The organism is Rhodoferax sp. MLSD5-FHT05B10, assembly GCF_058793415.1.
Window position 1 is genome coordinate 1 of record NZ_JBXAFT010000011.1, and the last position, 23,400, is coordinate 23,400.

The following is a 23,400-nucleotide window of genomic DNA, read 5'->3' on the forward strand; positions in this document are numbered from 1 at the left end:
GCCCAGGGCAGCGCGGCGCCCAGCGCCAGCATGCCCGCCAGCAGCCAGCCCGCGGCCGCGCCCTGCGCCTTGGTGGCGGGGTCGGCATCCTGCAGCCACTGCCAGGCCAGCACGGCCAGCGTGGGCGGCGATGTGGGGCCGATGACCAGCGCCACGTCCACCACCGTCAGACCGTAGGCCAGCACGGCCAGCATGGGGGCTGTCAGGCGCGGCCAGAGCTGCGGCCAGGCCACGCGCCACCAGGCCGCGCGCGCGCCGTAGCCCAGGGTGTGGGCGAGTTGCAGCTCCTGCTGCAGGCGCCGCGCCACATCGGGGCGCTGCAGGTGGGCCGCCGCGGCCCACAGCAGGAACGGAATCTCCTTGGCCACCAGCACGGCGACCAGGCCCAGGCCCCAGGGGTCCTGCGTGGTGAGCCAGGGCGGCGGGGCGTCCAGGCCGGTGGCCCAGGGCGAGAGCGCGCGCAGCAGCCAGCCGCTGGGGGCCAGCAGGAACACCAGGCCAATGGCGAACGCCGCGTGCGGCACCGCCAGCATGGGGCCGAGCCAGCGCACCCACCGTGGCCCAGTGGCGTGCCCAAAGCTGTGCGACAGCACAGCGGCCGTGCCGGCCACCGCCAGCGCGCTGGAGAGCAGACCGGTCCACAGGCTCATGCCCAGCGCCGGCCGGGTCTGGGCATCGCCGGCCAGCGCCTGCCAGGCGGAGGCGTCCAGCGCGGCGGCCACGGCACCCCACAGGCTCCACAGCAGGGGCACGCCCAGCAGGGCGAGCAGTCCGGCGGCGGCCACGCGGTGCTGCAAGGGGTGGGAGGCGAGGAAATGCATGGGTCGCCAGTTTATCGGCAAAACCGATGTATGGCCCCGCAGGACGTTCGTCGACAGCTTCTGTTTTGATAGCAAAGCGGGGGCGTGCCAGCGGCTGCTTGGGGGGCAACGGCCGCACCGCGGCCGGCTGGCCGTGTGGTGACTTCAGGTCGTCAGATTCCGGGTGCACACTCCTGCCTGTTTCTGGTTCGACATTCAAGGGGGGATCCGTGGATATTTCAAGCACTGGGGATCGGGCGGCTGTGGCGCTCGAGCGTCTGCCATTTCGGGTGGTCATGGCCTCGCGGCAGAGTCTGGCCGAGGTCGCGGCGCTGCGCGCGGCGTCGTATGGAAAACACCTTCCCACCCTGGGCGCGACACTGCACCAGCCCGAAGCGGCGGACTACGATCCTGCATGCGCCGTCTTCGTGGCCCAATCCAAGTTCGATGGCAGCCTGCTGGGCAGTTTCAGGACCCATGCCAATGTCTGCGCGGTGCTGCCCTTGCAGACCTCCCTGCAACTGCCGGAGCGCTTTCGCGGCACGCGGATGGTGGAGACCACGCGGCTGTGCATCAAGGGCAACTCGGATGCATCGGCCGTGCGCAGTGCGCTGTTCAAGGCCCTGCACCTGTACTGCCTGGCGCAGAAGGTGGACTGGATGATGGCGGCCGGCCGCCGTCCGGTGGACCGCATCTACGACGGGCTGCTGTTTCGCGACGTGGGTGACCCCGGCATGTTCTATCCGATGGCGCACGCCGGCGGGGTGCCGCACCGCGTGATGTGTCTGGCGCCCACGGACGTGGAGCCGTTGTGGCGCGCCAGCCGGCATCCGCTGTACCATTTTTTCTTCGAGACCTCGCACCCCGACATCGGCCTGTCGGGCGCCCGCAGCCTGGACGGTGCGTGGACGTGCCCGGACACTGCCCCGGTCAGTGGGGAGGCGGTTTCGGCGGACTGAAGGCGCAGGTGCCCTGGCGGGCGGAGCGGCGTCAGAGGACGGTGTGTTCGCCCGGCATGTTCTGCGCCGGTCTGGCGTCGTCGGGCGGGGCCTGCAACTGCCGGATGTAGGCCAGGACCTCGGGGTCTTCGATCAAGTCCGCCACCGAGGTGGCGGCCAGGATGCGCTCCGGCAGCACGGGCATGCTGATGCCGTACCCCTGCGCGTAGTTCACGCCCGCCTCGACGAGTACCTTGATGGTGGGCAGGTCTTCGGCGAATTCGCCAATCGACTTCATGCCCAGGCTGTTGACCAGCCCGGCGATCGCCACAATGATGGCCATGCTGGCCGGGTTGCGCGCCGCGCCCTTGACCAGGGAGCCGTCGAGTTTGAGCGCATCCACGGCCAGGTCCTTGAGGTAGCCAAACGAGGAGTAGCCGGCGCCGAAGTCATCCAGCCCGACCTTGGCGCCGATGCTGTGAATGCGGTCGATGAAGCGCTGCATGTTGCGCATGTCTGTCAGGGCGACGGTTTCGGTGATCTCGATGCAGACCATGGACAGGGCGGCAGGGTGCTGCGCAAACAGCGCGAACAACTCTTCGGTGAAGGTCTCGTCGTTGAGCGAGCCGCCCGACAGGTTGATGCCGACAAACCGGGTGTTGTGCAGGGCGGCGGCATGGGTTTCCAGCCAGGTGATGGCCGTGGTGACAACCCAGCGGTCGATGATGGCGGTCTTTCCATGCGCCTCGGCCGCCTCGATGATGACGTTGGCCGGAACGACCTGCCCGTCGGGTTTTCGCAGGCGCAGCAGCACCTCGAAGTTCAGCGACTCGAACGGGCGCGACAGGCAGATTTCGGGTTGCATGACCAGGAACAGGCCCTCGGGCGTTTCGCCGCGCTCCAGGGACGCGATCAGGTCCAGCTCGTCCTTGTGGTGCCGCAGGAACTGGTCGCCCGATTCCATCACCACCAGGCGCTCGGTGGTGCGCTTCTTGGCCATGCGGCACAGCGTATCGGCCGCCGAGATGATTTCCTTGAGGGGGGCCTGGACGAAGTGCTCCGTTCCGACCAGGCCACCGGATACGCTCAGGGCAAAACTCTGGCTGTCGATCTGGTAGGGCTGCGAAGAGATCAGGTCCATGATCGCGGCGCAGCGCTCGGCGGCCTGGCTCATCGTGGCGCGCGCAAATGCGATCACGAACTCGTCGCCCCCCACCCGGGCGAGCAGATCGCCCGGTTCGAGTGGGCGCTGCATGCGTTCGCAAACCTGTTTCAGCACGTTGTCACCTGCGGCGTGCCCGTAGAGGTCGTTGATCAGTTTGAAACGGTCCAGATCAAAGTACACCAGTGCCGTGGGCAGGCGCTCCTGCCGTCCCAGCCTGCGCGCAATGCCCCGCAGGTTCATGCACTCCGTGAGCGGATCGTGGTTGGCCAGGAACTCCAGCCGCTCGGTTGCCAGCACCTGCTCGGTGATGTCCTGCAAGGTGCCTTCGATGATGCTGCCGTCGGTGGTGGACGCCTTGATGGCAAACCAGCGGTCGGAACCGGTACCGGGGTGGCGGATCTTTGTCTGCAGCTCGATGGACGACTGGGAGCGGGATGTCTGCAGGGCCGTGATGGCGCGCACCACGCGGTCGTCGAACAGTTGCGTCAGGTGCGTGGGCTTTGGCGGCGCCATGCCCTGGAGCTTGGTTTGGAAGGCCGGGTTGGTCTTGGCGATCAGGCCGCCGTCGCCCACCGTGAACAGCCCTATGGGTGAATCGTCGTAGGCAGCCTGCAGGGTCTTCTGGGCCGCGATCTTCTGCAGCCGGTCCGAGCGCATGTGCTCGGCGATGGCTGCCGACGCGAGCAGCGCCGACGCAATGGCTGCCGTCACGCTGTTGAGGCCTATCAGCAGGTTGCGCTGCCCGGTGGCGGCGGCCACCACTTCATTCAGGCTTGCAACCAGCGTCACCACGATGGATGCCGCATACCAGCCCGCTACCCGGGAATGGGTACGAAGCAGGATGCGCCACAGGTAGTACACCATCAAAGCCACGACCGAAGTCGTGGCCAGCCACAGCGCCGGCAAGGTGTTTTCGAAGGACAGGAACAGAGGGGCCGCGATCAGGGCCAGGGCGCTGAGCTGGTGCAGGGTGAGCGGCCAGCCCGCGCGGATGTTCTTGAGCTCCGCCTGGAACAGCAGGCTGAACAGGCCGATGGTCATGGCGTAGTACACGCATACGGTCCATTGCCGCACGGCAATCATGGCCGCCGGGTCAATGGCCAGGCCGAACAGGTCGAAATCGGTTCCCGCCGAGAGGGCGGCCATGCGCATGTTGAGCAGCAGCCACCCCACAAACGTCCAGTACAGCCGGCTGTGGTTGACCAGGGCTGTGAGCAGCATGAAAAGAGCCAGCACGCCAATGCCGGCCTCGATCATGGAGCCTTTCTTCTGGTGCGCGGCCTGGGCGGCATCCAGGGCTTCGCCGGACCAGACCTGGGCAGAAATCTTGGCGGGCCCCCGGAACGCGCCCCGGCACAGGATCGGGGTGGCGTGCTGCAGGCCCGGCAGCGCCAGTGCAAACCCCGCCCGGCTCCGGGAGAGGCCGCCGCTGGTGTTCCGCCGGTCGGCGCTGCCGAGCAGGCGGTCGCTGGCACGGTCCCAGCACGTCAGGTTGGTGGCGTGGCGCGAGGGGAAGTCCACCACCAGGGGATGGTCGGCATCACTGGCCGGCATTTCCAGCGTGAGCCAGAAATCGTGGGTCGACAGGCGGGATTCGAAGGCGCGCGTGGGTGCGCTGGCGTCCAGGTGGCGCAGTGCTTCGGTGTGCGGCAAGGCGGGGTCCGCCGCGGTCTGCTCCCATACCCGGATGGGGACAGGGGCTTGCTCCTGCGACTCGACGTGGACCAGCTGCCAAACCAGCGCGCTTGCGGCGATGGCAACCAGCACCGCCGGGAATACCAGCGCGGTGAGTTGCTGCAGCCAGGTGGCGATAATTTTTTGGACCAGCATCGTATGTAACAAAGTGCAACGGGTGAGTAATTCCCGCGAGCTTATAGGGAAATAGCGCCCCGTGTACTGTGAAATATTCACATGTTGCTACCAAATCAGTAGCAACCGAGCCCCGTGTCAGAACGACTGCGTGGCGCCGGCATAGGCCAGGCCGGCGGCGACCCCGCCAAAGCGGTTGCCCTCCACCAGCGTGGCGGCCGGCATGGCGGCATGCAGGGCGTCGATGAGCGGGCGCAGGGCAGAGGAGCCCCCGGTGAGGTACACCACGTCCACCGCCGCCAGGCCGGACTGCTGCACGCAGGCTTGCGCGCACTGCACCACCTGGCCGAGCGCGTTCTGCAGCGCATCGGCCATGCCGGGCGCGGAGATGGTGGCGCCCAGGTGTTCGGACGGACCGTGGCCCAGAAAGTCCAGGTCCACCAGCGCGTCGTCGCCGGTGAGGGAGCAGGCAATCTTGGCCGCCTCCACCCCGGCCAGCATGCGGTGGCCGTGCTGGCCTTCCAGCGCGTCCATCAGGCGGCGGTGCAGGGTCTGGTCGGTGTAGTCGGTCCACAGCTCCTTGGCAAAGTGCAGGGCCTTGCGGGTGTAGGCCTGGTGGATCAGGTGCCAGGTGGACAGGTCAAAGAACACGCTGTTGGGCACGGGCCGCCCGCCGGTGCCGATGTGCCGGTAGCCCAGCAGCGGCATCACGGTGGCCAGGTCCAGCAGGCGGTCGAAGTCGGTGCCGCCAATGTGCACGCCGGTGGTGGCCAGGATGTCGGCCGTGCGGTCGCGCTGGGCGCTGCGCTCCGGGTTGAGGCGGATCACCGTGAAGTCCGACGTGCCCCCGCCGATGTCCACCACCAGCGCCGTGGTCTCAACCGTCACCCGGCGCTCGTAGTCCAGTGCGGCGGCAATGGGTTCGGCCTGGAAGGCGATCTCGGCAAAGCCGGCCTCCCGGGCGGCGCGGGCCAGGGTCTCCTGCGCCAGTGTGTCGCGCTCGGGGTTGTCGTCCACAAAGTGCACCGGGCGGCCCAGCATGGCGCGGCTCAGTGGCTGGCCCACCTGGGCTTCGCAGCGGCGTTTGAGTTCCTTGAAGAACAGGACCACGATGTCGAAGAAGCGCACGCTCTGGCCGTCCACGGCGGTGTACTCCTCCATCAGGCTGCTGCCCAGCAGGCTCTTGAGTGAGCGCAGCAGGCGCCCTTCCGTGCCGGCCAGGTAGGCCTGCATGGCCGCGCTGCCGTACAGCACGGTGTGGGTTTCGCTGGAGAAGAACAGGGCGGTGGGCATCTCGGCGCGGGCACCGTCCAGCGTGATTGTGTGCAGCTGGCCGCTGGCGTCGACCAGCGCGGCCGCCGAGTTGGATGTGCCGAAGTCGATGCCCAGCACCAGCGGGCGGGTGCTGTCGCTCACGCGGCGGACACGGCGCTACGCATGGTGCGCAACCGTGGGGGCCACATCGCCCAGTACGCGGGTCAGGAACACGGAGATGTCGGCAATCTCCTGCGGGTGCACGCTGTGCTGCATGGGGTAGGTGTGCCAGTCCACCGGGTGGCCCAGCCGGACGAGGGCGTCGCGCGAGTCCTCGCCGCGCTGGAGCACCACCACCGGGTCTTGCGTGCCGTGCGCCATGAAGATGGGGGTGTGGGCGTTGGCGGCGTGGCGCTCGCTGGGAAAACGGTCGGCCAGCGGCAGGTAGCCCGACAGCGCCATGATGCCGGCCAGCCGGTGCGCCAGGCGCAGGCCGGTGTGCAGCGCCATGGCGCAGCCCTGGCTGAAGCCGGCCAGCACGATGCGCTCATGGGGAATGCCGCGCGCCACCTGGTCTTCGATCAGGGCGTTGATGGCCCACTCGGACTTCTGGATGCCCTTGTCGTCCTGGCGGTCCACCAGGTTGATGCCGTAGATGTCGTACCAGGCCGGCATGACGTAGCCGCCGTTGAGCGAGACCGGGATGCTGGGCGCGTGCGGAAACACGAAGCGGATGGGCGGGCAGCCCTCCAGCGCCAGCTCGGGCACGATGGGGGCAAAGTCGTTGCCATCGGCCCCCAGGCCGTGCAGCCAGATGACGGCTGCCGTGGGGTTGGGGGCACTTTCAAGTTCAATGCGGGGGAGTAGGAACGTCATGGGATGGCCTCAAAGCGACTGCGGATTATGCAGCGTGTTGCCCTCCCGCGGCAGCGCCCCGATGCGGACCACCGCCTGCCCGGGGGCTAGAGGAACCAGTCTGGATAGACGCGCCGCGCCTGCGCCAGGGCCCGGCTGCCCAGCACCACCATGTCCCGGGCCACCACCGCTTCCACCGGCTCGGGCGCGTCGCAGGTGATGAGCTCGCGGTACTTGCTGGCGTTGAGGATCTTGTCGCGGTCCTGGAAGGACAGTTGCATCATCTCGCAGCCCAGCTGGATCACCAGCGGGCGCTGGCGGACCTGGCCGGTGGGCAGCAGGCCGTGCCGGTAGATGGAGCCCAGGCACAGGGCATAGACGCCCTCGTAGGCCATGGTGTACTGGCCCATGGGGTTGCGGTCGGTGAGCCGGGCATCGCGCAGTGCCTGGATGGCGTTGGTCGCAAAGCGCAGGGCCGCGTATTCGTTGAAGCGGATGGTGCGCAACTGGCCGCACCACTGCAGCAGTTCCAGTTCGCGGGTGATGGGGCGGAGTAGGGGGGAGTTCATGCCGCGCAGGTCTCGGGTTGGACGTATACCTACTGGTATCGGCAGAACGCGTCCAAACCTGAGGCGTTGCGCGGTGTCTTTATTTGTTGGGCAGCCAGCCCAGGCCATGCGCATGCAGGCTCTGCACGTACAGCCGGTCCTTGGTCTCGGTGATGGCCGTGGTTTCGGGGTAGGCGCCACTGGGGTCCTGCAGGTCGGCCACCACCGCGCCGTCTTCGGTGAAGGCCATCACGTGGCCGTAGGCCTTGGGAATGGGCCACAGCGCGCGCGGCAGGCGCAGGGTGATCTTGCGCATCAGGGGCTTGGTCGCCAAGTTGTCGATGGTCGGGTTGCGGGGCTTGGCAAAGCCGAGCCAGATCTTGCCGTCACGCCCGCGCATCAGGTTGTCGGGGTAGCCGGGCAGGTTGTCCAGCAGCACGCGGGCCTGGGCGCTGGGTTGGGTTACATCCAGCGCGTTGGCGGTCACGGCAATTTTCCAGACGCGGTATTTGCCGGTTTCGTTCACGAACAGGCTTTGCTCGTCCTGGCTCAGGGCCACGCCGTTGGCAAAGCTGATGCCCTGCGCCACCACGCGCGTGGTCTTGCTGGCGGGGTCGAACTCCAGGATGCGCCCGGTGGCGGACTGCTCCAGGATGTCGAGCACGCTGGCCTCGAAGGTGCCGCCCCAGTCCTTGGGGGCGAAGCGGGTGGAGGCATCGCTGAAATACATCTTGCCGTTTTTGGCCACCACCACGCCGTCGGCGTAGCGGATGGGGTCGGTGCCCACCGTGTCGGTGAGCACGGTGACTTTGGCGTCGGGCGCAATGGCCAGCAGGCCCTTGACGGCGTCGGCCGCAATCAGGTTGCCCTTGGCGTCGAAATCAAAGCCCAGCACGCGCCCGCCCGTGTTGGCAAACACCTCCTGCGCCGAGCCATCGGCGTTCATGCGCAGGATGTTGCCGCTGGCCACCGTGGTGTAGAGCTTGCCGTCCGGGCCAAAGGCGATGTGCTCGGGGCCCACTTCGCCGTGCAAGTCGATCATCTGCAGGTTGGCCAGCCGGGTGTTGGGGGCATGGGCCCCCACGTAGCCGGGGGCCTGGGGCGCGTTCCACGCCACCGGTGCAATGGGCACCGGCCACAGCAGCAGGTAAGCCGCCAGCGCGGCGACCACGCCACCGATCAGTTGGATTGTTTTTTTCATGGACCTTCTCCTCCTTCGTTGTTATGGAAGCGGCCCATTGTCGGCAAATGCCTTCTGCAGGCTGCCACCTAGGTGACTGTCAAACGCCGTAACGGCTGATCCATTCCTTCTCCACCGGTTCCACCCAGCTGCCGTGCGGCTCGGGAATGGCCGGTGCGCTCACCTCCACCTGGCCGGGCTGGGGTTTGGCGGCGAAGCGGGCGCGCTCGGCGGCGGGCAGGCGGTTGACGGCCAGCACGGTGGGGTCGCCCCACACGGCAATGTCGGCCTTGCGCGCCTGCGCCTCGGCGCCCAGCAGGAAGTTGATGAACACCTGCGCGCCCTCCTTGGCGCGGGCGTTGAACGGAATGGCCAGAAAGTGCGTGTTCCCGATGGTTCCGCTATTGAATTGGTAGCTGTACACGCTTGGCGCGAGCCGGTTGGCAGCGATTTCGTTGGCTGGTTCGTTGGGGTTGAAGGTGAAGGCCAGCAGCAGCTCGCCGTCGGCCATCATCTGCTGCACGGCGGCCACGTTCTGCGGGAACTGCCGGCCCGCGCGCCACAGGTGCGGGTGCAGCGCGTCCAGGTAGGCCCACAGCGGCGCGGTCATGCGGGCCAGGGCCTCGGGCGTGACCGGCTGGTACAGCGCGGTGCGGTCGGTGTGGATTTCCAGCAGGGCCTGCTTCAGGAACGTGGTGCCGTGGAAGTTGGGCGGACGCGGGTAGGTGACGCGCCCCGGGTGCGCCTTGGCAAAGGCCAGCAGCTCGCCCATGCTGCGCGGCGGCTCGGCCACGCGTTGCCGGTCGACAAAGAAGGTGAGCTGGGCCATGCCCCAGGGCGCCTCCATGCCGTCCACTGGCTCGGAAAAATCGATGCGGGTGGTGGGCTTGCCCTTCACGTCCACATAGGCGTAGGCAGGCAGGCGCTCGGCAAAGGGGCCCATCAGCAGGCCGCCCTGCTTCATGGCCAGGAAGTTCTCGCCGTTGATCCAGACCATGTCCACCGTGCCGTTGGTGAACTTGCCGGCGGCCTTCTCGTTACGCACGCGCTTGACCACGTCGCCGGCGTCGCTCACCTTCACGTGCTGCACCTGCACACCAAAGCGCTGCAGGGCCTGCTCTGCCGCCCACTGGATGTAGGCGTTGATGGCGTCGCCGCCGCCCCAGCCGTTGAAGTACACGGTCTGGCCACGGGCCGCGCGTTCGATCTCGCTCCAGGCGGTCGGGCTCTGGGCCCAGGTCGGCAGCGCCAGGCTGGCGGCGGCCAGCGCGAGGGCGTGACGGCGCGAGAGGGTGGGGGTGTTCGTTTTGGCGTGGTGTTGGAACATGGTGGGCCCCAGGATCAAGAAAAGGTCAGCCCAGCAGTGCCTGGGCGAATTCGCGGGCGTTGAAGGTCTCCAGCTCTTCGAGCTTTTCGCCCACGCCAATGAAGTAGACGGGGATGGGCCGCTCGCGGGCAATGGCCGCCAGCACGCCGCCCTTGGCCGTGCCGTCGAGCTTGGTGACGATGAGGCCGGTCAGGCCCAGGGCGTCGTCAAAGGCGCGCACCTGGGTCAGGGCGTTTTGCCCGGTGTTGCCGTCGATGACCAGCAGCACCTCGTGCGGGGCCGAGGCATCGGCCTTCTGGATCACGCGCTTGATCTTCTTTAACTCTTCCATCAGGTGCAGCTGGGTGGGCAGGCGTCCGGCGGTGTCGATCAGCACCACGTCCTTGCCGCGGGCCCGGCCGGCGCTCACAGCGTCAAAGCTCACGGCAGCCGGGTCGCCACCGGCCTGGCTGATGATCTCCACCAGGTTGCGGTCGGCCCACACGCTGAGCTGTTCGCGCGCGGCGGCGCGGAAGGTGTCGGCAGCCGCCAGCAGCACGCTGGCGCCGTGGTCGGCCAGGTGCTTGGTCAGCTTGCCAATGGAGGTGGTCTTGCCCGCGCCGTTGACGCCCGCAACCATGACGACGGTGGGTTGCTGCTGGCCGATGACCAGCGGTTTTTCCAGCGGTTGCAGCAGCTCGGTGAGCAGGGCCACCAGCACGTTCTTCAGGGCCACCGGGTGCGTCACGCCGCCTTCCTTGGCCTTGCGGCGCAGCTCGGTCAGCAGGTACTGGGTGGCGGCGACGCCGGCATCGGACATCAGCAGTGCGTCTTCCAGGGCTTCGTACAGGGCTTCGTCCACCTGCGAGCCGCCAAACACGCCCGAGATGCTGGAGGCCGTCTTGCCCAGCCCGGCCTTGAGCTTGTCCAGCCACTTCTGCCGCTCGGGCGGCGCGGCGCTGGGGACCGGTACATCAATGGGGGCAACCAGCGCGCTGCCAATGAGGGAGCCGCCGGCAGCGGCGGGCGACCCGGCGGGCGCGGCAGCAGGGGCGGCCGGTGCCGCGGGCGCGGCGGCGGGCGGGGGAGGGGATTTTTTTTTAAAAAAACTGAACATGTGGGGCGTTCTTAGAATCACACCATTCTATGAAACACCCACACCCCCTGTCCGCGGGCCCCCTGGCGCCCGCCGCAAGCCCTGTTTCCTCCCGTTTCCCCTCCCGTTTCCGTGCGCTGGCGCTGACCCTGCTGCTGGCGGCAGGCCTGGGCGCCGTGCCCCGGGTGCGGGCGGCCGAGCCGGCATCGGCCATGCAGTTCACCCTGTCCAACGGTATGACGCTCATCGTGCAGCCCGACCACCGGGCCCCCACGGCGGTCAACATGGTCTGGGTGCGGGTGGGTTCCATGGACGAGGTGGATGGCACCACGGGCGTGGCGCACGTGCTGGAGCACATGATGTTCAAGGGCACGCCCACCGTGAAGGCCGGCGATTTCTCGCGCCGCGTGGCCGCCCTGGGCGGGCGTGAGAACGCCTTCACCGGCAAGGACGCCACCGGCTACTACCAGCAGATTCCCGCCGCGCGCCTGGAAGAGGTGATGAAGCTGGAGGCCGACCGCTTCGCCCACAACCAGTGGAGCGACGCCGTGTTTGCCAAGGAGCTGGAAGTGGTCAAGGAAGAGCGCCGCCTGCGCACCGAAGACAACCCCCACGCCCGCCTGCACGAGGCGCTGGACGCTACCGTCTACCTGGCCTCGCCCTACCGCCGCCCGGTGGTGGGCTGGATGAGCGACCTGGACGCCCTGACCGCCGACGATGCCCGCGCCTTCTACCGCCGCTGGTACACCCCGGCCAACGCGGCCGTGGTGGTGGCCGGCGACGTGGACGTGGCCCGGGTGCATGCCCTGGCCGAGAAGATTTACGGCCGCATTCCGCAGCGCGCCGTGCCCGCGCGCAAGCCGCGGGAAGAGCCGGCGCAGGCCGGCCTGCGCCGCTTTGATTTCAAGGCCCCGGCCGAGCAGGCCTATGTGGCGCTGGCCTTCAAGGGGCCAGGCCTCACACCCCAGGGGCTGGAGCGTGCCGGGGTCGATGCGGGCAGCGATGACGCCCTGGCCCTGACCGTGCTGTCCGCTGTGCTCGACGGCTACAGCGGTGCCCGCCTGGACCGCGCACTCACCCAGCCCGAAGACCATGTGGCCGACAGCGCCAGCGCGTCCTTCGGCCTCACCGGGCGCGGCCCGCAGCTTTTCCTGCTTACCGGCGTGCCGGCGGCTGGCAAGACCGCCGCCCAGGTGGAGCAGGCCCTGCGTGCGCAGGTGGCGCGTGTGGCGGCCGAAGGCGTGACCGAGCCGGAGCTGCAGCGCGTCAAGACCCAGTGGGTAGCGGGCGAGGTCTACAAGCGCGACAGCGTGTTCAACCAGGCCCGCACGCTCGGCTCGAACTGGGTGACCGGTTTTGCACTGGGCGCCGACGAGCAACTGATTGCCCGCCTGCGCGCCGTGACCGCCGCGCAGGTGCAGGCCGTGGCGGCCAAGTACTTTGGCGACGATGCCCTCACCGTGGCCACCCTGCTGCCCCAACCGCTGGACAAAACCCGCAAACCCCGCGTGCCCATGGCTGGCATGCGCGACTGAGGCCACCATGATTACTATCAAAATGAGAGCTGCTTGCGCAGTATTTACGGGGGCTGTAGGCCTTTTTTGTGCCAATTTTGCGTGGGCGGGCATCCCCATCATGCACTGGACGCAACCCTCGGGCGCGCAGGTGTATCTGGCCGAAAGCCCGGCCATTCCCATGGTGGACGTGCGCATCGACTTCGACGCAGGAGCCCGCCGCGACCCAGCCGACAAACCCGGCCTGAGCAACCTCATGGCCGCCGCCACCAGCGACGGCGTGCGCGCCACCGCGCAGGAGCCCGCGCTGGATGAAAACGGTCTGGGCGAAGCCTGGGCCGATCTGGGAGCCTCGTTCGGCGGTGGCGCGGGGAGCGACCGCCTGAGTTTCTCGCTGCGCTCACTTACCTATCCCGACCTGCTGCAAAAAGCCGCGGCCCTGGCGGCGCGGCAACTGGCCGAGCCCGCGTTTCCGGAAGCGCTGTGGCTGCGCGACCGGCCCAAGCTCGTGGCGGCCCTGAAGGAAGCCAACACGCGCCCGGCCACCCAGGCGGCGCGGGCCTATTCGCACGCGGTTTACGGCAGCCACCCGTATGGCGCGGAGACCACTGAAGAAAGTCTGAACCGCGTCAGCGTGCAAGACCTGGTGGCGCTGCATGGCCGTGCCGTGCGCCCCTGTTACGCCAAGGTCAGCATCGTGGGTGCCCTCGATCGCGCGCAGGCCGATGCGCTGGTAACGCAGCTCTTTGCCCGCCTGCCTGCGGGCGATTGCCCGGCCCTGTCGCCGGTGCCCGAGGTGCAGCCCCTGCAGCAGGCGCAGGAAAAGGATATTGCCTTTGCCTCTGCCCAGGCCCATGTGCTGGTGGGCCAGCCCGGCTACAAGCGCAACGACCCCGACCACTTTGCCCTGATGGTGGGCAACCACATTCTGGGCGGCGGTGGCTTCACCTCGCGCCTGACCGAAGAGGTGCGCGAGAAGCGCGGCCTGAGCTACAGCGTGTACAGCTACTTTGCGCCCGGCCTGCACGCCGGCGCCTTCACTATCGGCCTGCAGACCCGCCCCGACCAGGCGCAGCAGGCGCTGCAGCTGGTGCGGGAGGTGCTGACCAAGTTTGTGGCCGAGGGCCCGACCGAGAAGGAACTGACCGCCGCCAAGGCCAACCTCATCGGCGGCTTTGCGCTGATGACCGACAGCAACCGCAAGCTGCTCGACAACGTGGCCAACATAGCCTGGAACGGCCTGCCGCTGGACTACCTGGACACCTGGACGCAGCAGGTGCAGCGCGTCACCGTGGCCGACATCCGCGCCGCCTTTGCGCGCAAGATCCAGCCCGAGAAAATGGTGACGGTGGTGCTGGGGGCTGCGGCGCAGAAGTAGTACACGGGGCTGGGTGGGCGCTGGCACGCCAGCCCTGGCCCCGCACCCCGCCCTATGCCGCGGGTCGCTGCGCGACGCCCCTGCGCTGCTCGCACCGGGCGGGAGTCTCAGAAACTCGCCCTGCGGGCTCAAACATCTGAGCCTCTGATTCCGCCCGATGCTGCGCTGCTCGGCCGCGCCGAAGGGCGGAGTGCGGGGTCAGGGCTGGCGTTGGGGCTGGTTTGTCGGAGTTGGGATGGGTGCGATTTCGAGCAGGTTCCAACGTTTGAATTCATCTGCTGACGCGACCCTATCGCGCCAGTCCGTGTTGAATGTTGGGCTTGGCTTTATTGCCAGAACTTGAACCAAGGTTTGGTACTGAACTTGGTTGTCCTGCTGGTACTCGGCGGCACCGTTTTGCTACCTTCGACGAACCCAAAAACTGCGACATTGAACCCTGTTTCAGCACCAATCTGCGGGGCGCACTCTTTAACGATGAATGCAGTCGCTAGAGCTGCGGCTTGTGCTGCTTGCTCAAGGCTGAGATGGTTGGTTTCACAAATTTTTATAGCATCTTCCTGCAGCAGAGTAAGTGCGCTCAGAATATCAAGGCGAGGTTCTTCACCCCTTTGTTCCGTTTGCCCTCCCAGCTTGCTTTGATCCAAAGATACGCTTGAGGTGGACAGTACTGCGGCTAACGTGTTTGCAAGCATGGGGCCTTTCTCGTTCGCTTCATTTGAAAGAAGAACGGTTCCCTGCTTAAAGTTTTCAAGACGCAGATCAAAGGAACGTAGTAAAAGGCTGCCAGACAGTCGCGCCGAAGCGGAAATTGCTGTTTCTGCATGAATGGCGCGGTTGTTTCCGACTTTGGCCGCAATCAAATCGACCAATTCCCCCGCGGCATTCTGTTGTTCTTGTGTGATATTCAACGGTCTTCTCCTGTAAGCCTGACGATGTAAGGGCACCATGGTACGAGGTGTTTGCCGGGTGCCCATCCCCAAAACGGGTGAGCGCATTACCGCAAGATACTCGTCCGTCGTGTAACGGCGAAGCAGAAGAGTGTGCCTGTTGACATTTCAACGCAAAAAGTGCCTGCAGCCCCTGCAATGCCTGTCCGAACAGCTACTAATTCAATAGCAATTCAACAACCGCGCGCCACCCAATCAGCACCCAGGGCCCGGCGGGCGGCCGATTTCTGCGCGCTTGGCAGCTGAGGCCGCCCGCCGGACCCTGGGTGCGCCCCCCGCGGGCGAAGAAGACCGTTCCGCCGTGGGTTAAGCTTTGCCCATGAAAGCCAAAGCCTCCCCAGCCCCGCGCGGCAAAGCCAGCGCACCCAAACGTCCCGTCCACGCCAAAGCCGTGCAGTCGCACGAGGTCCGCATCATCGGCGGCCACTGGAAACGCATCAAACTCAAGGTGGCCGACAAGCCCGGCCTGCGTCCCACGCCCGACCGCGTGCGCGAGACCCTGTTCAACTGGCTGGGCCAGGACATGGCGGGCCTGCGCTGCGTCGATGCGTTTGCTGGCACCGGCGCCCTCGGGTTTGAGGCCGCCTCACGCGGCGCGGCCGATGTGCTGCTGGTGGAGAAGGACGCCGCCCTGGTCGAGCAGCTGCAGCGCGTGCGCACGCAGTTGCTGGCGCTGGAGTTGCCCGAGCCGGTGGTGCAGAACCTGCAGGTGCAGCGGGGCGAGGGCGTGGCCGCCCTGCGCGCGCTGGCACCAGCCAGCCAGAACGTGGTTTTTCTCGACCCGCCGTTTGATGCCGATGTGTACGAGGCCGCGCTGGCCGCCGCCGCGCGCGTGCTGGCGCCCGAGGGCTTTGTGTACCTGGAAGCGCCCAAGGCCTGGACGGACGCCACGCTGGAGCCCATGGGCCTAGTGGTGCACCGCTACCTTAAGGCTGGCGCCGTGCATGCCCACTTGCTGCGCGCCACCGCATAATCGTTTTCCCAGCAGGGCCACCGGCCCCGGAGCATGCCATGTCAAAACCCGTGATTGCCGTGTACCCCGGCACCTTCGATCCCATCACCCTGGGCCACCAGGACATCATCCGCCGCGGCGCGGACCTGTTCGGCACCGTGATCGTGGCAGTGGCTGCGGCGCACCACAAGAAGACGATGTTCAGCCTGGAGGAGCGCCTGGAGACCGTGCGCGAAGTGCTCAAGCCCTACGCCAACGTGCGGGTGGAGCCGTTTACCGGGCTGGTGGTGGAGTTCGCCAAAAGCCAGGGCGCGCAGGCCATGCTGCGCGGCGTGCGCTCGGTGACCGACTTTGATTTCGAGAACCAGCTCGCGGGCATGAACCGCGCCCTGGCGCCCGGGGTGGAGAGCGTGTTCCTGACCCCTGACGCCCGCTACCAGCACATCTCCAGCACGCTGGTGCGCGAGATTGCCACCTTGCAGGGCGAGGTGGCCCAGTTTGTGGCACCGGCCGTGCATGCCCGCCTGCTGCAAAAAGTGCAGACACCCAAGGCCTAGCGCGGCATACTGGGGGCGGGTCGTCGCCCAACAGGAGGTTGCCATGAGAATCTTGTTACCCGTGGACGGTTCGGAGCTGGCGCTGGAGGCGGTGCGTTTTGCCGTGCGCATGCTGCTGGCGGGGTGGCGGGCTGAGGTGGTGCTGGCCAATGTGCAGGAGACGCCCAGCCTGTACGAACTGGTGGTGGTGCACGACCCGGAACAGATAGACCGTGCCAGCGCCGAGGCGGGGCTGCATGCCCTGCAGGGTGCGCAGGAACTGCTGGACGCCGCCGGCGTGGAGTACGAGTGCGAAGTGGCCCGGGGCGACCCCGCCCATACCATCATCGACATGACCGAGCGCTTTGCCTGTGATCTGATCATGATGGGCGCGCGCGGCACCAGTGCCCTGCGCAGCGCCATGCTGGGCTCGGTTTCCAACGAGGTGCTGCACGCCAGCCTCATCCCGGTCATGATCGTCAAACCCGACCCCCTGATGGCGGACCTGCCCTGAGCAGACGGCGACAGCGCGGCGGGTAAAAACCCTGCTGCTGACAAGTAACGATAATTAGGGGCATGCAACATGCCCTTTTTTCTGCAGCCCTGCGGGTGGAGCCTCTGCCATGGCGCTGATGATCACCACCGAGTGCATCAACTGTGATGTGTGCGAGCCCGAGTGCCCCAACGAGGCCATCTACCTGGGCGCTGCCATCTACGAGATCGACCCCGCTAAATGCACCGAGTGCGTGGGCCATTTCGCCGAGCCGCAATGCGTGCAGGTGTGCCCGGTGTCGTGCATTCCGGTGAACCCGGAGCATGTGGAAGACCAGGAAACCCTGTGGCAGAAGTACCGCCGGCTGCAGCAGGCCGTCAAGGCTTAATTCGCGGGTTTTTCGGCGGTCTTTTTCGTCTTTGCGCCCGTATCGCGGGCGGTGAAGTAGTCCGGTTCCTTTTTCTTCTTTTTCGTGCTTTTCCTGGCCACGGCGCTGGCGGCCTTGCTGTTCTTGTGGCGTTCCGCCTGGCTGTCGGCCTGGGCCTGCGCCTCGTCCTGCAGGCGGGTTTTTTCCAGGGTGTCGGCCGTTGCCGCATCGCGCCGGGTCAGGGCATCGGCCTGCGCCTTTTGCGCCTTGCTGCGTGAATCCGTGACATCCACGGCCACGGCGTCGGCGCAGGGCGTCTGGCTGTAGGCCGTGCCACAACGGTAGACTTTCTGGCCCCAGGCCCCCGTGTTCATTGCGCAGACAGCTATGAAAAACAGAGCAAGTGGCAGGCGTTGCTTCATGGTGTTTCCTTGGGGGGTACCGGTTCGGGTGTGGTGACGGCGGTGGCGGGCGCCTGGGCTGGGCGCGGCGCCTTGGGCACATGGGGGCGCGGCGGCTTGCTGGTGTGCACCAGCAGGGTCGCCTTGTCCATTTCGCCGGCCAGGAAGGCCGGCACGGCCTTGAGCGTGCGGTCTATGCACTGCTCGATGGCGATGCGGTCGTCCAGGATGGGTTTCTTCAGCACCCAGCTCACCACCTCGGCCTTGCTGCCTGGGTGCCCCACGCCCAGGCGCAGGCGCCAGTAGTCGTCGGTGCCCAGCTGGGCGTGGATGTCGCGCAGGCCGTTGTGGCCGGCGTGGCTGCCGCCGCGCTTGAGCTTGGCCTGGCCGGGCGCAATGTCCAGTTCATCGTGGATGACCAGAATTTCGGACGGCGCAATCTTGAAGAAACGGGCCAGGGCCGCCACCGACTTGCCCGACACGTTCATAAAGGTCTGTGGCTCCAGCAGCCACACCGTCTGCCCGTGCAGCGTGGTGCGCCCCACCAGACCGTGGTAGCCCTTGTCCATGTTGAGCGGCACCTTGAGTTCGCGCGCCAGCGCGTCCACCCACCAGAAACCGGCGTTGTGGCGGGTGGCGTCGTATTCCGGTCCTGGGTTGCCCAGGCCAACAAACAGTTTGATCATGAAAAGCAGGATGGCGTGTGTGTCGTGGATGGTAGGGCAAAAACGGGGTGCCCCCCAACGAAAACGGCCCACCGAAGTGGGCCGTTGTGCGTGACCGGATGACTCCGATTACTTCTTGGCAGCAGGAGCGGCCTTGCCACCCTTGGCGGCGGGAGCTGCGGCAGCGGCTTCGGCAGCAGCCTCGGCGGCCACTTCGGCAGCGGGAACCACCACGGACACCAGAACCGGGTTTTCCTTGCCGCGCACCACGGCGGACACGCCCTTGGGCAACTTGACGTCGCTCAGGTGGAAGGAAGCGCCCTTCTTCAGGTCGCTCAGGTCCACTTCAATGAACTCGGGCAGGTCGCCGGGCAGGCAAGCCACGTCGATTTCGTTCAGCACGTGGGTGATCAGGCAGTGGTCGACCTTGAATGCGGAAGACTCTTCTTGGTTCTTGAAGTGCAATGGCACCTTCATGTGCAGCTTGGTGTTGGCATCCACGCGCTGGAAGTCGATGTGCAGCACCAGTTGCTTGAACGGGTGCATCTGCACGTTGCGCAGCAGGACCTTGCTTTCCTTGCCGTTGAGTTCCATGTCCAGAATGGAGGCGTGGAACGCTTCCTTCTTGATGGCATGCCACAGGGCATTGTGGTCCAGCTCGATAGCCAGAGGCTCGGCGGCTCCACCGTAAACGATACCGGGTGTGCGACCCGAATTGCGGAGACGGCGGCTCGCACCCGTGCCCTGCTTGGCGCGCTCAAAAGCGACAAATTTCATAACTAACTCCTGTGAGAGTCCACCGCGACCAGTGTGACTCCGGTTTAATAAAAACGCGAACCGGCCCCAAGGGGCCGGGCGTTTGCTTTTTGCCCCGAACAACCTTTTTCAAGGTTTTATAGAAACCTTAAAAAAGGTTTTCCTGATCCGAGAACAAACTCATGACCGACTCGCCCTTGGCAATGCGCTGGATCGTTTCGGCGAACAGCGGAGCCACGGAGAGCTGGCGGATTTTCTGGCATTGCGCTGCAGCAGCGCTCAGCGGAATGGTGTTGGTCACCACCACTTCGTCGAGTGCGCCGCCGTTGGCGATGCGCTCGATGGCGGGGCCCGAGAAAATGGGGTGGGTGCAATAGGCGTACACCTTCTTGGCGCCGCGCTCCTTGAGCACTTCGGCGGCCTTCACCAGGGTGCCGGCGGTGTCGATCATGTCGTCCATGATGACGCAGTTGCGGCCTTCGATCTCACCGATGACGTGCATCACCTCGGACACGTTGGCCCTGGGGCGGCGCTTGTCGATGATGGCCAGATCGCAGCCGAGCTGCTTGGCCAGTGCACGGGCGCGTACCACGCCGCCGACGTCGGGCGACACCACGATCAGGTCTTCGTAGTTCTTCTGGCGCAGGTCGCCCAGCAGCACGGGCGAAGCGTAGATGTTGTCCACGGGAATGTCGAAGAAACCCTGGATCTGGTCGGCGTGCAGGTCCATGGTCAGCACGCGGGCCACGCCCACGGCCTGCAGCATGTTGGCCACCACCTTGGCGGTGATGGGCACGCGAGTGGAACGGGGGCGACGGTCTTGCCGCGCGTAGCCGAAATAGGGAATGACGGCACTGATGCGCTCGGCCGAGGCGCGCTTGAGCGCGTCGACCATGATCAGCAGTTCCATCAGGTTTTCGTTGGTGGGTGCGCAGGTGCTTTGCACCACGAACACGTCACGGGCCCGCACGTTCTGGTTGATTTCCACGGTGACTTCACCGTCGGAGAAGCGACCCACCGTGGCCGCGCCCAGCGAAATGCCCAGGTGGCTAGCGATATCAGCCGCCATGCCAGGGTTGGCATTGCCGGTGAAAACCATGAAATCAGGAGGGGTGGGTGCCTGCATGTGGGTTCCAGCGAAGAGAGTGGGTTTATGTCTGTACGTTGCGCGTGCTGTTGCCGGAACGGCCCGGACAACAGATTTGGCAGGGGAAGAAGGATTCGAACCTTCGCATGCTGGAATCAAAATCCAGTGCCTTAACCAACTTGGCGACTCCCCTACACAGGTTGACAGCTAAACGCTGCCCACCGATAAACCATCGCTGGTTGCCCATCCCACCAGGGGGTGGACATCCATATTGCTGCACACCTTGACTTGCAACGCGTCCGGCGCGTTGCCGATCTCGACATTCTGCAGCAGTTGCGCAAACACCGCACTTCCAGAACCGGTCATCCTGCCGTTCAAACCCTGGGATTCGAGCCACTCAAGGGCTTGATTCACACCAGGACAGAGCTTCTGGGCAACCGCTTGCAAGTCATTTTGGCCAAAACCAAAAGCATTCGCAGCGAAGCCTGAAATTATAGCTGGTTTTGTGTCGCGTTTTAAAGATGGGTCAGAGAAAATTTGTCGGGTATCCAAACCGGCGTCCGGTTTGACCACCACAAACCTTGCCGGCGGCAGCTCCAGCGGGGTGAGTTGCTCGCCGATGCCCTCGACCCAGGCATGGTGCCCGCCGAGGAAGAAAGGCACGTCCGTCCCCAGTGCCAGCCCCAGGCGCGACAGCGCCGGCAAAGGCAGGTTGAGCTTCCACAGGCGGTTGAGCGCCAGCAGGGTGGACGCGGCGTCGGACGAGCCGCCACCCATGCCTGCCTGGGCCGGAACCGATTTGGCGACGCCGATGTGCGCGCCCAGCGGGCACTGCGTGGCCTGCTGCAGGGCGCGGGCGGCCCGCAGCACCAGGTCGTCGGGGGGCAATTCCCAGGTCAGGTCTTCCCGGCTGATCTGGCCATCGTTGCGCACGGAAAAGTGCAGGGTGTCGCACCAGTCAATCAGCATGAAGGCCGATTGCAGCAGGTGGTAGCCGTCCGTCCGGCGCCCGGTGATGTGCAGGAACAGGTTGAGCTTGGCGGGGGCGGGAATGTCGTAGAGCGACTGCATGGGGTGATTATCCGGTGCGCCGGCCTAGCGCTCCAGCAGGATGGTGAGCTCGGCCGGCGTTTCCGGCGGCAGCCGCTGGGCGCTCAGGCGCCCGTTGGGCAGGTTCTGCAAGTCAACCTGCCAGCCGGGCGTGCGGGGTTCGTTGCCCTGCAGCCAGGCAAACAGGCTGGCGATGGGCAGCTCGGTACCGGTGGCCTGGCGCGTCAGCGCGTCCAGCGAGTCAAAGTACCGGGGCTCCCCCGTGGTCTGCAGTTGTGCGGAGCGGGCGTCCCACTGCAGGCGCGCCACGGTGCTGCCCAGTGGGCTGCTGAAGACCAGGGTGCCGGCCTGGGCGCTGCCCTGCAGGTCGAAATCGGCCGAGAAGGCCTGCACCGGGGTGCTGTACACCTTGACGGCCAGGCGCCCCTGCCAGTGCGCATTTTCGGCATCATTTATGCCGCTGGTGCGCACGGGTATTGCGCAGCCAGCTAGCAAAAAGATAGCAATAACCAGCGCCAGGCGCAGCGCCGAGGGCAGTGCCGTCTTCACAGCTTGCCGCGCAGGCGCTTCATGGTCTCCAGCAGGGTCTCGTTCTCGGGACTCAGCGCCAGGCCGGCCGCCCAGACCGTGTTGGCCTCGTCGCGCTGGCCCAGGGACCACAGCACTTCACCCAGATGGGCGGCAATCTCGGCGTCCGGTCGGGCCTTGTAGGCGCCCTGCAGCAGGCGCGCGGCTTCGGCGGGGTTGCCGGAGCGGAACTCCACCCAGGCGAGGCTGTCGACGATGAAGGGGTCGTTGGGCGCAAATTCCAGCGCTTTGGTGATCAGTTCGCGGGCTTCGGCCAGGCGCACGCCCCGGTCTGCGAAGGAATAGCCCAGCGCGTTGTAGGCGTGGTGGTAGTCGGGTTTGGTGGCGATGACGCGGCGCAGCAGCACTTCCATTTCGTCCGGCCGGCCGATCTTTTCCGCCATCATGGCCTGGTCATAGACCAGGTCCATGTCCTCGGGGTACTGGGCGGTGGCGTTGTACAGCACCTCGTAGGCATTCTGGTACTGGCGGGCTTCGCGCAGCAGCTGCACTTCGGCGCTGATCTTGGCGCGGGCGTCTTCCGGTTGCGTCTCGGGCGTGCTGCGGATCAGGGCACGGGCCTCTGCCAGCTTGCCCTGGTGCGCCAGGATGGCGGCGCGCCGGCTCTGTACCCGCAGGGCATCCTGCGGGCTGTCGATGCGGCTCAGGTAGGCCAGCGCCTCGTCCGGCCGCTGGTTCTGTTCGGCAATCTGGGCCAGCAGCAGGTAGGCCTGCACCAGCCCGCGGTCCATCTCCGACGGCGCGGCGTCGGCGGGCACCGGCTTCATGGCCACGTAGGTCTTGAGCGAGGACTCGGCCTGTGCCACTTTCTTGTCCTGCAGTTCCAGGGAGCCGCGGACCAGCCAGGCTTCCGCCATGTCCGGCTTCTCGGCATTAAGCAGCAGCGTCTGGGCGTAGGCGTCGGCGTAGCGCTGGGCATTGAGCAGGTTGCGGGTGTAGGCCATGCGGATCTCGGCTTGGGGCTGGCCCGACAGATACTTTTGCACCAGGGCCTCGGCGGCGGGGCGCTTGGCGTTCATCATGGCCAGTGCCAGCAGCACGGGCTCCTGCGCCTTGGGGTTCAGGGCGACGCCGCGGCGTGTGGCTTCCAGAGCCCCGTCGGCATCGTTGGCCTGCAGGCGCAGCACACCAATGCTGGCCCAGGCAGCGGGGCCGGTGGCGCGGTTGCCCAGTTCCGGGGCCAGGGCTTTCTCGACCACGCTGGCGGTCAGCGGGCGGTCCGTGGCGCGGGCGTAGTAGCGCGGCACCAGGTCGATGGCTGCCGCACGATCTGCCGGGGGCAGGGCGGCCAGCCCACGGCGCAGTGGCTCCTGGGTTTCGGCGATCCGGTTCAGGCCGATCAGGATCTGCAGCAGGTAGCGGTTGGCGTCCAGCGATGTCGGGTAGGCGCGGGCCCACGACTGGGCGGCCTCCAGCGCCGATTCGCCGTTGCGCGCCTGCAGGGCCAGTTCCACGGCGCGCTCGTACAGGCGCGGCGAGTTGGTCTTGTGCGCGGCGTCCAGCATCAGGGCGTAGGCGGAGCCGTTGTCGCCCGACTGCGCGCTGAGCTCGCCCACCAGCAGCTGGTAGAACAGGTCGCTGTTGAGGTTGGAGTTGTTGGGGCCGGACTGCTTGGCGGATGCCTGCGCGGCACTGCCGCAGGCGAGGGCGGCCAGCAGGGCCAGGGCGAGGAGTCGGGAAGGTCGTGACATCGGACCATAATAATCCAACCTGAA

23 protein-coding genes and 1 tRNA gene are annotated in these 23,400 nt (G+C 66.4%); 7 read left to right on the forward strand and 17 right to left on the reverse strand.

The annotated features are described in order from the left end of the window. A partial coding sequence (locus AC1Q5W_RS14845; RefSeq protein WP_492704233.1) for an ABC transporter permease family protein occupies window positions 1–821 on the reverse strand: 821 nt, incomplete at its 3' end. 242 nt (window positions 822–1,063) lie between these two features. Between AC1Q5W_RS14845 and AC1Q5W_RS14850 the strand changes: the two genes are divergently transcribed. Further along, window positions 1,064–1,759 (forward strand): N-acyl amino acid synthase FeeM domain-containing protein, encoded by a 696-nt coding sequence (locus tag AC1Q5W_RS14850; protein ID WP_492645217.1) that lies wholly within the window; start codon window positions 1,064–1,066, stop codon window positions 1,757–1,759. Window positions 1,760–1,790: 31 nt separating this feature from the next. On the opposite strand, the gene AC1Q5W_RS14855 is transcribed toward AC1Q5W_RS14850, so the two are convergent. The 7 genes from AC1Q5W_RS14855 to ftsY all read right to left on the reverse strand — a co-directional run bounded on the left by AC1Q5W_RS14855 (window position 1,791) and on the right by ftsY (window position 10,972). Then, entirely contained in the window at window positions 1,791–4,733 is a 2,943-nt protein-coding gene (locus tag AC1Q5W_RS14855; RefSeq protein WP_492645218.1) for a putative bifunctional diguanylate cyclase/phosphodiesterase, read from the reverse strand. Between the two features lie 117 nt (window positions 4,734–4,850). After that, complete coding sequence (locus tag AC1Q5W_RS14860) at window positions 4,851–6,128, reverse strand: Hsp70 family protein (RefSeq protein WP_492645219.1); 1,278 nt, start codon at window positions 6,126–6,128, stop codon at window positions 4,851–4,853. 15 nt (window positions 6,129–6,143) lie between these two features. Continuing rightward, window positions 6,144–6,842, reverse strand: coding sequence for an alpha/beta hydrolase (locus AC1Q5W_RS14865; RefSeq protein WP_492645220.1), 699 nt, complete (start codon window positions 6,840–6,842; stop codon window positions 6,144–6,146). Window positions 6,843–6,928: 86 nt separating this feature from the next. Next, entirely contained in the window at window positions 6,929–7,390 is a 462-nt protein-coding gene (locus AC1Q5W_RS14870) for a hypothetical protein (protein ID WP_492645221.1), read from the reverse strand. Window positions 7,391–7,469: 79 nt separating this feature from the next. Beyond that, a complete protein-coding gene (locus tag AC1Q5W_RS14875; RefSeq protein WP_492645222.1) occupies window positions 7,470–8,570 on the reverse strand; it encodes an SMP-30/gluconolactonase/LRE family protein in 1,101 nt (366 codons plus the stop codon). Between the two features lie 79 nt (window positions 8,571–8,649). Further along, window positions 8,650–9,876, reverse strand: coding sequence for an ABC transporter substrate-binding protein (locus AC1Q5W_RS14880; RefSeq protein WP_492645223.1), 1,227 nt, complete (start codon window positions 9,874–9,876; stop codon window positions 8,650–8,652). A gap of 25 nt (window positions 9,877–9,901) precedes the next feature. Next, window positions 9,902–10,972 (reverse strand): signal recognition particle-docking protein FtsY, encoded by a 1,071-nt coding sequence (ftsY, locus tag AC1Q5W_RS14885; RefSeq protein WP_492645224.1) that lies wholly within the window; start codon window positions 10,970–10,972, stop codon window positions 9,902–9,904. Between the two features lie 29 nt (window positions 10,973–11,001). Between ftsY and AC1Q5W_RS14890 the strand changes: the two genes are divergently transcribed. Both AC1Q5W_RS14890 and AC1Q5W_RS14895 read left to right on the forward strand, forming a co-directional pair. Then, window positions 11,002–12,486, forward strand: a complete 1,485-nt coding sequence (locus tag AC1Q5W_RS14890) for a M16 family metallopeptidase (protein ID WP_492645225.1) — start codon at window positions 11,002–11,004, stop codon at window positions 12,484–12,486. 7 nt (window positions 12,487–12,493) lie between these two features. Next, the gene (locus AC1Q5W_RS14895; protein WP_492645226.1) at window positions 12,494–13,843 is read left to right on the forward strand and encodes a M16 family metallopeptidase; all 1,350 of its coding nucleotides are present in this window, start codon (window positions 12,494–12,496) and stop codon (window positions 13,841–13,843) included. A gap of 326 nt (window positions 13,844–14,169) precedes the next feature. Here AC1Q5W_RS14895 and AC1Q5W_RS14900 read toward each other — a convergent pair whose 3' ends face one another. Then, window positions 14,170–14,751 carry a hypothetical protein gene (locus AC1Q5W_RS14900; RefSeq protein ID WP_492645227.1) on the reverse strand — a complete coding sequence of 194 codons (582 nt, stop codon included), beginning with the start codon at window positions 14,749–14,751 and terminating at the stop codon, window positions 14,170–14,172. A 358-nt stretch (window positions 14,752–15,109) separates the two neighbouring features. Here AC1Q5W_RS14900 and rsmD point away from each other — a divergent pair, with 358 nt between their 5' ends. The 4 genes from rsmD (at window position 15,110) to AC1Q5W_RS14920 (ending at window position 17,159) form a co-directional block, all read left to right on the forward strand. Continuing rightward, on the forward strand, window positions 15,110–15,763 hold the full coding sequence (rsmD, locus tag AC1Q5W_RS14905) for a 16S rRNA (guanine(966)-N(2))-methyltransferase RsmD (protein WP_492645228.1): 654 nt from the start codon (window positions 15,110–15,112) through the stop codon (window positions 15,761–15,763). 38 nt (window positions 15,764–15,801) lie between these two features. Further along, complete coding sequence (gene coaD, locus AC1Q5W_RS14910; RefSeq protein WP_492645229.1) at window positions 15,802–16,299, forward strand: pantetheine-phosphate adenylyltransferase; 498 nt, start codon at window positions 15,802–15,804, stop codon at window positions 16,297–16,299. Window positions 16,300–16,342: 43 nt separating this feature from the next. Further along, window positions 16,343–16,792: a universal stress protein gene (locus AC1Q5W_RS14915; protein ID WP_492645230.1), complete on the forward strand. Its 450-nt coding sequence runs from the start codon at window positions 16,343–16,345 to the stop codon at window positions 16,790–16,792. A gap of 109 nt (window positions 16,793–16,901) precedes the next feature. Continuing rightward, window positions 16,902–17,159: a YfhL family 4Fe-4S dicluster ferredoxin gene (locus tag AC1Q5W_RS14920; protein ID WP_492645231.1), complete on the forward strand. Its 258-nt coding sequence runs from the start codon at window positions 16,902–16,904 to the stop codon at window positions 17,157–17,159. Here AC1Q5W_RS14920 and AC1Q5W_RS14925 read toward each other — a convergent pair. From AC1Q5W_RS14925 to AC1Q5W_RS14960, 8 genes are all read right to left on the reverse strand, one after another. After that, complete coding sequence (locus AC1Q5W_RS14925) at window positions 17,156–17,560, reverse strand: hypothetical protein (RefSeq protein WP_492645232.1); 405 nt, start codon at window positions 17,558–17,560, stop codon at window positions 17,156–17,158. The genes AC1Q5W_RS14920 and AC1Q5W_RS14925 overlap by 4 nt on opposite strands. After that, a complete protein-coding gene (gene pth, locus AC1Q5W_RS14930; RefSeq protein ID WP_492645233.1) occupies window positions 17,557–18,225 on the reverse strand; it encodes an aminoacyl-tRNA hydrolase in 669 nt (222 codons plus the stop codon). The genes AC1Q5W_RS14925 and pth overlap by 4 nt, the downstream gene beginning before the upstream one ends. A gap of 108 nt (window positions 18,226–18,333) precedes the next feature. Next, complete coding sequence (locus tag AC1Q5W_RS14935; RefSeq protein ID WP_492645234.1) at window positions 18,334–18,981, reverse strand: 50S ribosomal protein L25/general stress protein Ctc; 648 nt, start codon at window positions 18,979–18,981, stop codon at window positions 18,334–18,336. Between the two features lie 127 nt (window positions 18,982–19,108). Beyond that, window positions 19,109–20,086 (reverse strand): ribose-phosphate pyrophosphokinase, encoded by a 978-nt coding sequence (locus AC1Q5W_RS14940; RefSeq protein ID WP_492645235.1) that lies wholly within the window; start codon window positions 20,084–20,086, stop codon window positions 19,109–19,111. Between the two features lie 77 nt (window positions 20,087–20,163). After that, window positions 20,164–20,240, reverse strand: a tRNA-Gln gene (locus AC1Q5W_RS14945). Between the two features lie 14 nt (window positions 20,241–20,254). After that, window positions 20,255–21,118, reverse strand: a complete 864-nt coding sequence (gene ispE / locus AC1Q5W_RS14950) for a 4-(cytidine 5'-diphospho)-2-C-methyl-D-erythritol kinase (protein WP_492645236.1) — start codon at window positions 21,116–21,118, stop codon at window positions 20,255–20,257. A gap of 24 nt (window positions 21,119–21,142) precedes the next feature. After that, window positions 21,143–21,646 carry a lipoprotein insertase outer membrane protein LolB gene (locus AC1Q5W_RS14955; RefSeq protein ID WP_492645237.1) on the reverse strand — a complete coding sequence of 168 codons (504 nt, stop codon included), beginning with the start codon at window positions 21,644–21,646 and terminating at the stop codon, window positions 21,143–21,145. After that, window positions 21,643–23,376, reverse strand: coding sequence for a tetratricopeptide repeat protein (locus AC1Q5W_RS14960; RefSeq protein WP_492645238.1), 1,734 nt, complete (start codon window positions 23,374–23,376; stop codon window positions 21,643–21,645). Before AC1Q5W_RS14960 ends, AC1Q5W_RS14955 begins: the two co-directional genes overlap by 4 nt. Window positions 23,377–23,400: the final 24 nt, after the last annotated feature.